We start from the raw sequence: 13261 nt of genomic DNA, 5'->3' as shown, positions 1-13261 counted from the left end.
GACAACGCCCCGCCGCATCGGGCAACCCTGGCAAGTCCGCTTCGCAGTGCGAGGCACGAAGGCATTCCGATGAAGGCGCTTTTCTCCATTGCCTGGCGCAGCGCCTGGAACCGCCGCTTCACGCTCGCGCTCACCGTGTTCTCGATCGCGCTGTCGACCTTCCTGCTGCTCGGCGTCGAGCGCATCCGCACCGAGCTGCGCGAGAACTTCGCGTCTTCGGTCTCGGGCACCGACCTGATCGTCGGCGCGCGCACCGGCTCCACGCAGTTGCTGCTGTACTCGGTGTTCCGCATCGGCGCGGCCACCAACAACATCTCGTGGAAGAGCGTGCAGGCGCTGGCCGAGCACCCCGGCGTCGACTGGGTCGTGCCGCTGTCGCTGGGCGACTCGCACCGCGGCTTCGCGGTGCTGGCCACGTCGCCCGAGTACTTCACGCGCTTTCGCTACGGCGACAAGCAACTGCTGAAGATGCGCGAAGGCAAGCCCTTCAGCGAACTCTTCGACGCGGTGGTGGGCGCCGAGGTGGCCGACAAGCTCGGCTACCACGTGGGCCAGAAGATCACGCTCGCGCACGGCAGCGGCGAACTCAACGTGGCCGAGCATGCCGACAAGCCCTTCACGGTGGTGGGCGTGCTCGCGCGCACCGGCACGCCGGTCGACCGCACGGTGCACATCGGCCTGGCGGCCATGGAAGCCATTCACCTCGAATGGGTCGGCGGCGCGCCGATGCCCGGCGTGCACATTCCGGCCGAGCAGGTGCGCAAGTTCGACCTCACGCCCAAGACCGTGACGGCCGCGCTGGTGGGCCTGAAGAACCGCGCGGCCGTGTTCGGCGTGCAGCGCTGGATCTCGACCTACACCGGCGAGCCGCTCATGGCCATCCTGCCCGGCGTGGCGCTCGACGAACTGTGGAGCGTGATCGGCATCGGCGAAAACGCATTGCTGCTGATGTCGGCACTGGTCGCGCTCGTGAGCCTCGCGGGGCTGGTGTCGGTCGTGATGGCCGGCCTCAACGAACGCCGCCGCGAGCTCGCCGTGCTGCGCGCGGTGGGCGCGGGCCTGCGCCACGTGCTGGCGCTGCTGGCGCTCGAAGGCGCGATGGTCACCGTGCTGGGCGTGGCCTTCGGCGTGGTCATGGCGGTGCTCGGCATCGCCCTGCTCTCGCCATGGCTGCAGGCGCAGTTCGGGCTGACATTGAGCCTTTCCGAACCTACACTGAACGAGTGGTTGCTGATGGCGAGCCTGCTGGTCGCGGGCTGGCTGGCAAGCCTCTTGCCCGGCATCCGTGCCTACCGACTCTCCCTGGCAGACGGCCTCTCACCGAGGATTTGAACCATGCGCATCGCAAAGAAAATTTCCACGCCCAAGGCTTTCATTCGCCTTTCAATGTTGCTGGCCGGTGCCGGCCTCGCGGCGGCCACCTGGGCCGCCGAGCCCGCGCCCAAGGACACCACCGCGTCGAACCCGCTCGGTGGCAAGGCCGCACCCGCTGCCGCCGCCGCCAAGGGCACGCCGGGCCAGCCGAGGCAGATCACGTGGGAAGAACTCGTGCCCAAGGACTGGGACCCGGCCAAGGAGTTCAAGGGCATGGACCTGAGCGCGCTCGACGATGGCGACCCGCGCGCCAACGAGCTGCTCATGAAGATGCAGGAGGTGTCGAACAACGCGCCGACCAATCCCGCGATGAACGGCACCGAAGTGAAGATCCCGGGCTTCATCGTGCCGCTCGAAGAAGCCAAGGGCGAGGTCACCGAGTTCCTGCTGGTGCCCTACTTCGGCGCCTGCATCCACACGCCCCCGCCGCCGGCCAACCAGATCCTGCACGTCGTGCCGCAAAAGGGCGCCAAGTTCCGTGCCATGGACACCGTGTGGGTCACCGGCAAGCTGCAGACGCTGCGCAACGACTCGATGATGGGCGTGAGTGGTTACCACGTGAGCGCCACCAGCGTCACAAAGTATTCGGGCGGCGCCAAGTAGGCCTTCCTGCCGTCTGTGGTTCTGCGCCGACAGGGTTGGCGGCGCACGACCGACACAGTCGGTTGCATCCATGAAGCAGGCTTTGTCATCGCCTGCCTCCTCGCGCCGTTGAAACAGTTCCGGGCACGACGCCGGCGCCTTCATGGAACTACAGATGACAACAACCCATCGCCCCACGGTCCCGCGGCTCCTGACGATCTCGCTGTGCATCGGCGCCCTCGCCATCGCAGGCTGCGACAACAAGACCAACTCCACCCCCGCGGCCGCGGCCGACCCCGCGCTGTCGATTCCCGCGCCCTCGGTGCCGCAGACACCCGCGGCCCCGACGCCCGTGGCCTACACGCCACCCACGGCCGAACAGCTCTACCAGATGGTCGCGCCCATCGCGCTGTACCCCGACAAGCTGATCGCGCAGATCCTGGCCGGCGCCACCTACCCCGAGCAGATCACCGCCGCGCACGACTGGCTCGCGCAGAACCGCGCGCTCAAGGCCGGCCCGCTCGCCGATGCGGCCAACCAGCAGCCCTGGGACCCGAGCGTCAAGTCGCTCACGGCCTTTCGCAGCGTGCTCGACCAGATGGCCGGCAACATCCCGTGGACCGAATCGCTCGGCAAGGCCTACTACAACGACCCGACCGACGTGATGAACGCGATCCAGGTCATGCGCCAGCGGGCCTCGAAGGCAGGCCGCCTCAAGAACAACGACAAGCTGCGCGTGGCAAGCGCCGCCACGCCGCAGAACTACGCGCCGGCACCCGACATGCAGCCCGTGTATGCGGGCCCCGCCGTGATCGAGCCGCCGCCGCAACTCATCACCATCGAGCCCGTGCAGCCCGACGTGGTGTACGTGCCGAGCTACGACCCGGAGGTGATCTACGGCGCGCCCGTGCCCGTGTACCCCGGCTACGCCTACGCTCCGCCCGTCGTGGTGGCGCCCGGCTACAGCGGCGGCCAGCTCGCCGCGGCCAGTGCGCTGGCATTCGGCGCCGGCGTGATCGTCGGTGCCGCGCTGGAGCGGCACGACTGGGGCTGGCACGCATGGAACATGAACTGGGGCGCACCGCGCTGGCAAGGCCGCGACCGGGGGCCCGACTTACAACCGGCCTACGCGCGGCCGGCGGTGGTCTACAACAACAGCACCTACATCTCGCGCTCGACCACGGTGGTCAACAACGTGAACAACGTCAACGTGCGCAATGTCTACAACAACAACGGCGGTGGCCCGCGCGGCAACCTGCCGGCTGGCGTGGCGCCCAACTTCGCGGGCGGCCCTGGCTTTGCGCCACAGCAGCAACAACTGCAGCAGCAGGCCTTGCTGGCCCAGCAGCAACAGCAGCAGCGCCAACAACAACAGCAGGCGGCGATGGCCCAGCAACAGCAGCAACAACAAGCCCGCCAGCAACAGGCGCTGATGCAGCAGCAAGCCCAGCAACACTCGCAACAGCAGGCTCAACAGCTGCAGGCGCAGCAACAACAGCAAGCGCGTGAGCAGCAACAGCAGGCACGCCAAGCCCGGTTCCAGCAACAGCAGCAACAGGACGCGCTGCACAGGCAGCCGCCGCAACAACAGGCCCTGCTGCCCCAACAGCAGCACCCCGGCGGCAACCCGCAAGCGCAGCAGCAGCTCTTGCAGCAGCAACAGCAGGCCCGCGCACAGCAGCAGGCCCAGCAAGACCAGAAGCGGCAGCAGCAACAGGCCCAGTTGCAGGAACAGTCGCGGCGCCAGCAGATGCAACAGCAACAGCAGGCGCAACAGCAAGCCCGTGCGCAGCAGCAGGCTCAACAACAGCAGCAGATCCAGCGCGAGCAGGCGCAGCAGCGGCAACAGGCCCAGGCACAAGCCCAGCAAGCCCAGAACCAGGCCCGCCAACAGCAACAGGCGCAGATGGAGCAGATGCGCCGCCAGCAGCAGGCACAGCAGCAACAAGCCGCGCATCAGCAGCAATTGCAGGCGATGCAGCAGCAACAGCAACGCCAGCAACAACAGATGCAGCAACAGCAGGCGCGTCAAGCCGAGATGCGGCAGCAGCAACAGGCTCAACAACAGCAGCAACAACAACGCGTGGCCGCCGCGGCGGCTGCTGCAGCCCATCGCCAGCCCCACCCGGGGGACCCGCAACAGCAGCACCCTTGAGCGGCTGGGGTCGAACGCCGCCCGTCAACCGCGCTGCGCTGGCGCTGTGAGGTGTGCCGGCAGAACGAATCAGCGAAAGACGCGGTGCCACAGCGCCACGGGGCGCATCAAGCGCCCCGTGCAAACGATCGTGGTGAGGATCAGTTCTTGCCGATCTCGGTCAGCAGGCGCGTGACGAGATAGATGCGCGGCACGATCGAATCGGCTTCGATGTACTCGTCGCGTGCGTGGTAGCCGAAGCCCGCGAGGCCGAAGCTCTCGACCACCGTGGCCTTGCCCGAACGGCCCGCATAGCCGGCATCCGTACCGCCGCCGGTCATGGGCGCCAGCGCGAGGTCGCGGTCGATTTCCTTGTAGATGGCTTGCGCCTTCTCGCCCAGCGCGCGGCCCTTCTCGCCCGCGATGAAAGCCGGACGGCCCACTTCCACCTTGACCGTGGTCTCGGTGTCGGGAATCAGCTTGCCGGCACCGATCTTGGCCTGCAGCGCCGCGTCGAGCTTCTTCTCGGCGCCGGGCTGCGTGATGCGCACGTCGCCCAACGCCTGCGCCTTCTCGGTGATCTGGTTGAGCGGGCCGGTGGCGCGTGCCACGGTCCAGTTGAGCGTCACACCGGGGATGTCCTTGGCGATATCCCTGGTCTGCAGCATCTGATACGACAGCTCATACAGCGCGTTGCGGCCCAGCTCCGGCGCGGCACCCGCGTGCGCCGCGCGCCCCTTCACCTCCAGCGTGGCGGTGGCGATGCCGGCCGCGCCGAGCAGCAGCGACTCGCCCTTGACCACCGACTTGGCCACCGTGGGCTCGAACGACAGCACCGTGTCGTGCTGGTCGGCCATGGTGGCGATGAGTTCGCCGGAGCCGACCGAGCCCACTTCCTCGTCGGGGTTCATCAGCACGGTCAGGGTGTCGTAGTCGCGCCAGCCTGCGTCGGCCAGTATCTTCAGCGACGCCATCATCACGGCCAGCCCGCCCTTGTCGTCGGCAATGCCGGGGCCGTAGATGCGGTTGCCGTCGACCTTGTACGGCTGGCCATTGAGGATGCCCGCCGGGTACACCGTGTCCATGTGGCCCTGCAGCATGATCTTGCGCTTGCCGGTGCCCTTGAGCGTGCCGATCACGATGTCGGCGCCCGCGCCGGCCGTGGCCTTGCGGCGCTCGGTCTTGAAGCCGATGGCCTTCAGCCGCCCTTCCACCACGTCGGCCATCTTCAGCAGGCCATCGACATTCAGGCTCCCCGATTCGATGAGCACCATTTCCTTGAGGTTGTCGATCACCGCCGGTTGCGCCTTCTCGGCAGCGGCGAGCAGCTTGGCGTCGGGCGCGGCTTGCACGCTCGCGGCGGCACCAAGGGCCAGGCCGCAGGCCAGGGCAACGGAACGAACGGCGAAGAAGGAAGAGCGGAATGTCATGGTTGTAGTTTCCGGAGTGAATGGCGGGCAACAGCATAGCGGCCCGCCGGCCGATCCCCAGCAAATCGGCGACAGCGCTGCGCCGCCACGCACAGGCCCGGACGCCGCTGTGCGGCCTACAGGCCCAGCCGCGTGAGGGACCAGGCCACGGCGCCGAGCTGCGCCACGTTGAGGACCATCCCCGCAATGTGGAGCCGGTGAAACCCGGAGATCGAGGCGCCGACCGCGGGGATCGTGTGGCGCAGCATGTCCATGCGCGGAATGATGATCCAGCGGCGCAGCGCGAACGCCAGCGCCGCGATGAAGGCCATGCCGAAGGCGAAGGCAGGCTTGCCGCACCAGGCATAGCTGAGTGCCGCCGCGCTCGCCGTCAGCATCACGGCAAGGTAGTAGACGTTGAACAGGCCCCGGATGAAGCGCGAGTCGAGCGGCGTGTCGTGCTTGAGGATCAGCAACGGCAGCGAGCCCATCATGAAGAACCCCATCCACACGAGCAGGATGACGGTCGCGATGAGTGCAATGACGGTGGGAAGCATCTGGTGAACCCTCCTCGGTCTCGAAGCACTGGGCGCGGGCCGCGTCGTTGCGTCCTCGCGCCGGTCAGCCCTTGCGCCCGCGCGCGGCCTGCGCGGCCTTCTTCGCGGGCACGGTCTTGCGCGCCGGCTTCAGCGCCGGCGCCTCGCGCGCGGACTTCATGTGCCCGCTCTCGCCCGAAGTCATGCCCACGATCTTCGCGAGCTGGCGGCTCACGCTCACGTAGGCATGCCCGAGGCGGCTGTCGAAGTAGAGCGAGTCGCCGCGCGCCAAGCGCACCACCTCGCCGTTGTCGAAGTGCACGTCGATCTCGCCCGACAGCACATAGGCGAACTCCTCGCCGGCGTGCCGCACGAAGTCTTCGGGGCCGTTGATGCGGCGCGCATGCACCGTGCCGACGATGGGGCTCATCTGCTTGCCGGCCGCCGTGGTGCCCAGGAATTCATAGGCAATGGCCAGCCCGCGGTACACCACGCCCTTGCCCGCGCGGGTGACCACCGGCCCGTCGAACTGCTCGGGCTTGACGCCGGCGCCGGCGAACATCGCGTTCATGTCCATCTCGAGCGCACGGCCCAGCGCGGTGAAGTTCTCGTAGCCCAGTGCGAGCTGCCCGCGCTCCGCGCGCGAGATGGTGGTGATCGACACGCCCGAGCGCTCGGCCAGTTGCGCCAGCGTCCAGCCGAAACGCTTGCGCGCGGTGCGCAGGCGATGACCGAAAGTGGTGCGGTCCAGCGTGAGCGGCTCGTCCTTCGGCCTCGTCGCCGGCTTGGTCCTTGGGTGTGGATTCACGCTTGGCCTTGTCTATGTAGTGCGCTGCAATTCTGCCAGTGCAACGCCGCGCCATCCATGCCAACCCGCATGACGCGGGCCTGGAAGTTGCGTATATGCAAATTGCATTGACGCAAATTTCACCGTTCAGGTGCCCCATGGTTTCCCCTTGGTTGGCTCTATTTAATTTGCGTATCCGCAAATTTATTCCTACACTTTTGGCCGATGACCTCCAGCACACCAGCGCCCATCGTGGCCGACTACCTCGTGATTGGCGGCGGCATTGCCGGGGCTTCGGTAGCCCACTGGCTCGCACCGCATGCCCGCGTGATCCTTCTCGAACGCGAAGCCCAGCCGGGCTATCACTCCACCGGCCGTTCGGCCGCCCTCTTCATGGAAAGCTACGGCACGCCGCAGGTGCGCGCGCTCACCATGGCCAGCCGCGCCTTTCTCGAGCATCCGCCTGAAGGCTTTTCCGAGCACCCGCTGCTCACGCCGCGCGGCGCGATGATGGTCGCGGGCGAAGAACACATGGCCGAGCTCGAAGCCCACTGGGACGTGCTGCGCGCCATGGACACCGGCGCCACGCGCCTGAGCGGCGAGCAGGCGCGCGAGATGGTGCCCGCCCTGCGCCCCGAGCAGGTGGCCGGCGCCGTGTATGAACCCGACGCGGCCGACATGGATGTGCACGCCATCCACCAGGGCTACCTGCGCGGCATGCGGCAGGCCGGCGGCAAGCTGGTGTGCGATGCGGAAGTGACCGCCATCGAACGCACCGGCAACCAATGGCGCGTGACGGCCGGCGGCAATGTCTACGAGGCGCCCGTGGTGCTCAACGCGGCCGGCGCATGGGTGGACACCATCGCGCAACTGGCCGGCGTGACGCCCATCGGCATCGAGCCGCGCCGGCGCTCGGCCTTCATCTTCGCGCCGCCCGAAGGCGAGAGCGTCACGCACTGGCCCATGGTCTTCGGTGCCGACGAAGGCTGGTACATCAAGCCCGACGCCGGCATGCTGCTCGGCTCGCCGGCCAATGCCGATCCGGTCGATCCGCAGGACGTGCAGCCCGAAGAGCTGGACATCGCTTTCGCCATCCACCGCATCGAGGAAGCGACCACGCTGACCATCCGCCGCCCCACCCGCACCTGGGCCGGCCTGCGCTCCTTCGTGGCCGACGGCGACCTCGTCGGCGGCTTCGAGCCCGGCGCGCCCGGCTTCTTCTGGGTCGCGGCGCAAGGCGGCTACGGCATCCAGACCTCGGCCGCCATGGGCGAAGCCTGCGCCGCGCTGGCACGCGGACTGCCGCTGCCGGAGCGCATCGCGGCCTTCGGCCTCACGGCCGAGATGCTCGGCCCGCAGCGGCTGCGCACCGCCGCTGCCGCCTGACCCCAACAACCCACAACCACAAGAGACCATCCCATGCGTGTCTTCAGTGCCTCCCTCGCCACCGAAACCAACACCTTCGGCCCGATGCCGACCGGCATCGCGTCCTTCAAGGACCGTGGCTACTTCCCCGCCGGGCAGCATCCCGATGCGTTGACGATCTACTCGGGTCCGCTGTGGGCCGCGCGCATCCGCGGCAAGGAAAAGGGCTGGACGCTGCTCGAAGGCATGGTGGCGGGTGCGCAGCCCAGCGGCATCACCACGCGCCACGCGTACGAAACGCTGCGCGACGAAATGCTGAACGACCTGCGCGCCGCGCTGCCGGTGGACATGGTGCTGCTCGGCCTGCACGGCGCGATGGTGGCCGACGGCTACGACGACTGCGAAGGCGACATGCTGCAGCGTGTGCGGCAGATCGTGGGGCCCGACATCGTCATCGGCGCCGAACTCGACCCCCACAACCACCTCACGCCCGCGATGGTCGACAACGCGAACGTGATGGTCTCGTTCAAGGAGTACCCGCACACCGACGTGCTCGAGCGCGGGCTGGAGCTGGTGGACATCTGCGCCGCGGCGGTCGAGGGCAAGGTCAAGCCGGTGCACGCGATGGTCGACTGCGACATCATCGTCACCGTGCACACCTCGCGCGAACCCGCGCGCAGCTTTGTCGAGCGCATGCAGGCACTCGAAGGCAAGGACGGCGTGCTGTCGGTCTCGCTCACGCACGGCTTCTCGTGGGGCGACGTGCCCGAGATGGGCACCAAGGTGCTGGTCTACACCGATGGCGACCAGGCCAAGGCGAACGCACTGGCGCGCCAGCTGGCCGATGAAGTCATCGCCATGCGCGACGGCCTCACGGTCAACTACCCCAGCATCGACGCCTCGCTCGACGAGGCCCTGGCCTTCGACGGCGGCCCGGTGGTGCTGGCCGACGGCGCCGACAACCCCGGCGGCGGCGCGGCGAGCGATTCCACCTTCATCCTGCGCCGCATGCTGGAGCGCGGCATCACCAACGCGGCCCTCGGCCCGATGTGGGACCCGATCGCGGTGCGCATCGCCTTCGATGCGGGCGTGGGCGCGAAGCTGCAGATGCGCATCGGCGGCAAGATCAGCCCGCTGTCGGGCGACCCGCTGGACCTCGACTGCACCGTGAAGGCGCTCATGCACGACCTGGTGATGACCGGCCTGTCGAACACGCCCACGGCGATGGGCGACTGCGCGCTGGTCGAGGTCAACGGCATCGAGATCGTGCTCATCACGCGGCGCAACCAGGCCATGGGCACCGACCTGTTCACGCAACTGGGCTGCGACCTGGCCGCCAAGAAGATCGTGGTCGTGAAGTCTTCGCAGCACTTCTATGCGTCGTACTCCAAGGTGGCCAGGCACGTGATCTACGCGGGCGCACCGGGCGCCGTGACGCTCGACCTCACCACCCTGCCCTACCGCAAAGCACGCCTGCCTAAGTGGCCGATCGGCGTCGCGGCTTGACCGATTTTTTTCTTTCGCCCCCACCGACCGGAGAACCGACGATGAAACGACGAACGCTTGCCGCCCTCGCTGCCCTGGCCCTTTCTGCGGCTTCCGCCGTGAGCCTTCCGGCGCTCGCCCAGACACCGCCCAAGACCTTGAAGGTGGTGGCGCATGCCGACCTGAAGATTCTTGACCCGACCTTCACCACGGCCTACATTTCGCGCAACTTCGGCCACATGGTGTACGACACCCTGTTCGCGCAAGATGCCACCGGCAAGCCGCAACCGCAGATGGTCGAGAAGTACACGACCTCGAAGGACGGCAAGCAGTGGAGCTTCACGCTGCGCCCCGGCCTGAAGTTTTCCGACGGCGCCGCCGTGACCTCGGCCGACGCCGTGGCCTCGCTGCAGCGCTGGGCCGCACGCGACAGCCTGGGCCGCGCCATGACGGCGGTCGGCGCCGAATGGAAGGCGACCGACGCGCGCAACTTCACGCTCACGCTCAACGAGCCCTTCGGCATGGTGCTCGACGCGCTGGCCAAGCCCTCGGGCTTTCCGCCGGTGATCCTGCCCGAGCGCATCGCCAAGATGTCGGCCACCGCGCCGCTCACCGAGGTGGTCGGCTCGGGGCCCTTCATCTTCAAGCGCGACGAATGGGTGCCGGGCAACAAGACGGTGTTCGTGCGCAACCCGAACTACGTGGCGCGCAGCGAGCCGCCGAGCGGCCTGGCCGGCAGCAAGAAGACCAGCTTCGACCGCGTCGAATGGCTCTACCTGCCTGACGCCAACAGCGCCGTGTCGGCGCTCAAGCGCGGCGAGGTCGACATCATCGAACAGCTGCCACCCGACTACATCGCGCCGCTGCGCACCGACAGCAGCATCAAGATCGGCTCGGGCGGCGCCTACCAGGGCTTCCTGGTCATGAACCAGCTGCACCCGCCCTTCGACAACCCGAAGGTGCGCCAGGCGCTGCTGCAGGCCGTGAACCAGGAGCGCTTCGTCGCGGCCATGGGCTTCCCGCTGGACATGCGCATGGCCTACTGCGCCACCTACTTCATCTGCGGCAGCCCGAACGACACCTCGGCTGGCGCCGAGCCCTTCCGCAAGGCCGACGTCGCCAAGGCGAAGAAGATGCTGGCCGACGCCGGCTACAAGGGCGAGAAGGTCGTGCTGATGGTGCCGAGCGACGTGCCCTACCTCAACGCAGAAGCTCTGATGGCCGCGCAGACCATGAAGAGCATCGGCATGAACGTCGACGCGCAGAGCATGGACTGGGCGTCCATCGGCGCGCGCCGCGCCAAGCGCGATGCGGCCGACGCGGGCGGCTGGAACATGTACGTCACGGTGGCCGGCGAGTTCGACGTCAACTCGCCCATCGCCAATGCCTACCTGGGCGCCGCCTGCGGCAACACCCTGCCCGGCTGGCCCTGCGACAAGAAGCTGGACGAGCTGCGCACCGCGTGGCTGAAGGAAACCGTGCCGGCCAAGCGCAAGGAATTGCTCGACGCCTTCCAGGCCCGCGCCTACGAGGCCGTGCCGTACATCAACGCAGGCCAGTACTCGGCCGCGTTCGCCGCGCGCGCCAACATCAAGGGCCTCGACAAGCTCTGGGCCGGCATGCCGACCGTCTGGATGCTCGACAAGTAAGCCGCCCCCACAGCGCCTTCCCCGCCAGTCAGCCAGCACACCGCCAGCCACACCAGTTCAAGGGCAACGCCATGGGCTACATCGTTCGACGCTTTCTCTCGACACTCCCTGTCATGGCGGTGGTGGCGGTGGTGGTGTTCCTGCTGATCCACCTGTCGCCGGGCGATCCGGCCGCGCTCATCGCGGGCGACCTCGCCACGACGGAAGACATCGAGAAGCTGCGCGCCGCGCTCGGCCTGAACCTGCCGCTGTGGCAGCAGTTCGCGCTGTGGGTCGGCAAGCTCTTCACCGGCGACCTCGGCACCTCAATCTTCACGCAGATGCCGGTGACGCAACTGCTCGGGCAGCGGCTGGAGCCCACGGTGTCGATCGCGGCGCTCACCATGCTCATCACGCTGGTGGTGTCGGTGCCGCTGGGCACGCTCGCGGCCTACCGCGCAGGCAGCTGGATCGACCGGCTGGTGATGCTGTTCGCGGTGCTCGCCTTCTCGGTGCCGGTTTTCCTGGTGGGCTACCTGCTGGTCTACAGCTTCGCGGTGCAGCTGCCGTGGTTTCCGGTGCAGGGCTATGCGCGCTTTGCCGACGGCCCCGTCGAGTGGCTGCACTCGCTGGTGCTGCCCTGCGTGAACCTGGCGCTGGTGTACATCGCACTGGTGACCCGCATGACGCGCGCCACCGTGCTCGAAGTGCTGCACGAAGACTACATCCGCACCGCGCGCGCCAAGGGACTGGGCGTGCTCCCGGTGCTGGGGCATGCACTGCGCAACGCGGCCATTCCCATCGCCACGACCATCGGCGCGGGCATCGCGCTGCTGATCGGCGGCGTGGTCGTCACCGAGACGGTGTTCGCCATTCCGGGTGTGGGCCGCCTCGTCATCGACTCGGTGCAGCGCCACGACTATCCCGTCATCCAGAGCGTGCTGCTGTTGTCGGCGGGCGTGTATGTGCTGATCAACCTGTTGATCGACCTGAGCTACCGCCTGTTCGATCCACGCATCCAGTACTGAAGAACACAACCCATGTCCACGGTCCTCCCCATGAGCGAGATCGATGCGCCAGTCTCTGTTGCACCCTCGGTGCCAGCCGCGCCGGAAGATGCGCCCTTCGTACCCCCGCGCTTTCGCTGGGTGCGCAAGCACCCAACATTGATCATCGGCGCGCTGCTGCTGATCGCGATTGCCATCCTGTCCATTGCCGCGCCCTGGATCGCCACGCACGATCCGCAAGACATCGACCCGCTCGCGCGCATGCAGCCGCCGTCGGCCGAACACTGGTTCGGCACCGACGCGCTGGGCCGCGACGTGTTCAGCCGCGCCGTCTGGGGCGGCCGCGTGTCGATGATCGTGGGGTTCTCGGTGGCGGTGCTGGCCACCTTCTTCGGCATCCTGCTGGGGCTGGTGTCGGGCTTCGTGCGCTGGGCCGACGGCTTCATCATGCGGGTGATGGACGGGCTGATGGCCATTCCCGGCATCCTGCTGGCCATCGCGCTGATGGCCGTGACGCGGGCCAGCCTGACGACGGTGATCATCGCCATCACCGTGCCCGAAATTCCGCGCGTGGTGCGGCTGGTGCGCTCGCTGGCGCTCACGCTGCGCGAGCAGTTGTTCGTCGAGGCCGCGCATGCGGTGGGCACGCGGCTGCCGACCATCCTCGTGCGCCACGTGCTGCCCAACATCGTGGCGCCGCTGGTCGTGCAATCGACCTTCGTGGCCGCGGCGGCGGTGTTGACCGAGGCGGCGCTGTCCTTCCTCGGCGTGGGCGTGCCCGCGCAGACACCGAGCTGGGGCAACATGATGGCCGAGGGCCGCAACTTCGTGACGGTGGCGTTCCACATCATCCTGTACCCGGGCCTGCTGTTGGCGGCCACGGTGCTTGCGATCAACCTGCTCGGCGACGGCCTGCGCGATGCGCTCGACCCACGCCTGGCACGGCAACTGTGA

11 protein-coding genes are annotated in these 13261 nt (G+C 67.9%); 8 read left to right on the top strand and 3 right to left on the bottom strand.

Features of this window, described 5'->3' with window-relative positions; all coding sequences use genetic code 11:
• The first annotated feature begins 69 nt into the window (after positions 1 to 69).
• The 3 genes from ACGLHS_RS00675 to ACGLHS_RS00665 all read left to right on the top strand — a co-directional run bounded on the left by ACGLHS_RS00675 (position 70) and on the right by ACGLHS_RS00665 (position 4111).
• The gene (locus tag ACGLHS_RS00675; RefSeq protein WP_093236735.1) at positions 70 to 1332 is read left to right on the top strand and encodes an ABC transporter permease; all 1263 of its coding nucleotides are present in this window, start codon (positions 70 to 72) and stop codon (positions 1330 to 1332) included.
• 3 nt (positions 1333 to 1335) lie between these two features.
• Entirely contained in the window at positions 1336 to 1977 is a 642-nt protein-coding gene (locus ACGLHS_RS00670) for a DUF3299 domain-containing protein (RefSeq protein WP_093236734.1), read from the top strand.
• 154 nt (positions 1978 to 2131) lie between these two features.
• Positions 2132 to 4111 carry a DUF3300 domain-containing protein gene (locus tag ACGLHS_RS00665; RefSeq protein WP_394475947.1) on the top strand — a complete coding sequence of 660 codons (1980 nt, stop codon included), beginning with the start codon at positions 2132 to 2134 and terminating at the stop codon, positions 4109 to 4111.
• A 140-nt stretch (positions 4112 to 4251) separates the two neighbouring features.
• Here the strand turns inward: ACGLHS_RS00665 and ACGLHS_RS00660 are convergent, their stop codons facing one another.
• The 3 genes from ACGLHS_RS00660 to ACGLHS_RS00650 all read right to left on the bottom strand — a co-directional run bounded on the left by ACGLHS_RS00660 (position 4252) and on the right by ACGLHS_RS00650 (position 6843).
• Complete coding sequence (locus ACGLHS_RS00660) at positions 4252 to 5520, bottom strand: M20/M25/M40 family metallo-hydrolase (protein ID WP_093236732.1); 1269 nt, start codon at positions 5518 to 5520, stop codon at positions 4252 to 4254.
• A gap of 116 nt (positions 5521 to 5636) precedes the next feature.
• Entirely contained in the window at positions 5637 to 6056 is a 420-nt protein-coding gene (locus ACGLHS_RS00655; protein WP_093236731.1) for a hypothetical protein, read from the bottom strand.
• A gap of 64 nt (positions 6057 to 6120) precedes the next feature.
• On the bottom strand, positions 6121 to 6843 hold the full coding sequence (locus ACGLHS_RS00650; RefSeq protein WP_394475943.1) for a helix-turn-helix domain-containing protein: 723 nt from the start codon (positions 6841 to 6843) through the stop codon (positions 6121 to 6123).
• A 204-nt stretch (positions 6844 to 7047) separates the two neighbouring features.
• Here ACGLHS_RS00650 and ACGLHS_RS00645 point away from each other — a divergent pair, with 204 nt between their 5' ends.
• The 5 genes from ACGLHS_RS00645 (at position 7048) to ACGLHS_RS00625 (ending at position 13261) form a co-directional block, all read left to right on the top strand.
• On the top strand, positions 7048 to 8208 hold the full coding sequence (locus tag ACGLHS_RS00645) for an NAD(P)/FAD-dependent oxidoreductase (RefSeq protein WP_394475941.1): 1161 nt from the start codon (positions 7048 to 7050) through the stop codon (positions 8206 to 8208).
• Positions 8209 to 8241: 33 nt separating this feature from the next.
• On the top strand, positions 8242 to 9693 hold the full coding sequence (locus tag ACGLHS_RS00640) for a M81 family metallopeptidase (RefSeq protein WP_394475939.1): 1452 nt from the start codon (positions 8242 to 8244) through the stop codon (positions 9691 to 9693).
• Between the two features lie 41 nt (positions 9694 to 9734).
• A complete protein-coding gene (locus ACGLHS_RS00635) occupies positions 9735 to 11321 on the top strand; it encodes an ABC transporter substrate-binding protein (protein ID WP_394475936.1) in 1587 nt (528 codons plus the stop codon).
• Between the two features lie 71 nt (positions 11322 to 11392).
• The gene (locus ACGLHS_RS00630) at positions 11393 to 12328 is read left to right on the top strand and encodes an ABC transporter permease (protein WP_093236726.1); all 936 of its coding nucleotides are present in this window, start codon (positions 11393 to 11395) and stop codon (positions 12326 to 12328) included.
• 30 nt (positions 12329 to 12358) lie between these two features.
• Complete coding sequence (locus tag ACGLHS_RS00625; RefSeq protein ID WP_394478130.1) at positions 12359 to 13261, top strand: ABC transporter permease; 903 nt, start codon at positions 12359 to 12361, stop codon at positions 13259 to 13261.

This window comes from Variovorax sp. VaC1, assembly GCF_043658315.1.
GTDB lineage: Bacteria > Pseudomonadota > Gammaproteobacteria > Burkholderiales > Burkholderiaceae_C > Variovorax.
Note: the sequence above shows the minus strand (reverse complement) of the source record. Positions and strands in the feature narration are given on the sequence as shown.

Bases quoted from the DNA above. Each gene is read 5' to 3' on its own strand.
- ACGLHS_RS00670 (WP_093236734.1), top strand. From the start codon at position 1,336: ATGCGCATCGCAAAGAAAATTTCCACGCCCAAGGCTTTCATTCGCCTT.
- ACGLHS_RS00625 (WP_394478130.1), top strand. From the start codon at position 12,359: ATGAGCGAGATCGATGCGCCAGTCTCTGTTGCACCCTCGGTGCCAGCC.
- ACGLHS_RS00630 (WP_093236726.1), top strand. From the start codon at position 11,393: ATGGGCTACATCGTTCGACGCTTTCTCTCGACACTCCCTGTCATGGCG.
- ACGLHS_RS00645 (WP_394475941.1), top strand. From the start codon at position 7,048: ATGACCTCCAGCACACCAGCGCCCATCGTGGCCGACTACCTCGTGATT.
- ACGLHS_RS00660 (WP_093236732.1), bottom strand. From the start codon at position 5,520: ATGACATTCCGCTCTTCCTTCTTCGCCGTTCGTTCCGTTGCCCTGGCC.
- ACGLHS_RS00640 (WP_394475939.1), top strand. From the start codon at position 8,242: ATGCGTGTCTTCAGTGCCTCCCTCGCCACCGAAACCAACACCTTCGGC.
- ACGLHS_RS00675 (WP_093236735.1), top strand. From the start codon at position 70: ATGAAGGCGCTTTTCTCCATTGCCTGGCGCAGCGCCTGGAACCGCCGC.
- ACGLHS_RS00635 (WP_394475936.1), top strand. From the start codon at position 9,735: ATGAAACGACGAACGCTTGCCGCCCTCGCTGCCCTGGCCCTTTCTGCG.
- ACGLHS_RS00655 (WP_093236731.1), bottom strand. From the start codon at position 6,056: ATGCTTCCCACCGTCATTGCACTCATCGCGACCGTCATCCTGCTCGTG.
- ACGLHS_RS00665 (WP_394475947.1), top strand. From the start codon at position 2,132: ATGACAACAACCCATCGCCCCACGGTCCCGCGGCTCCTGACGATCTCG.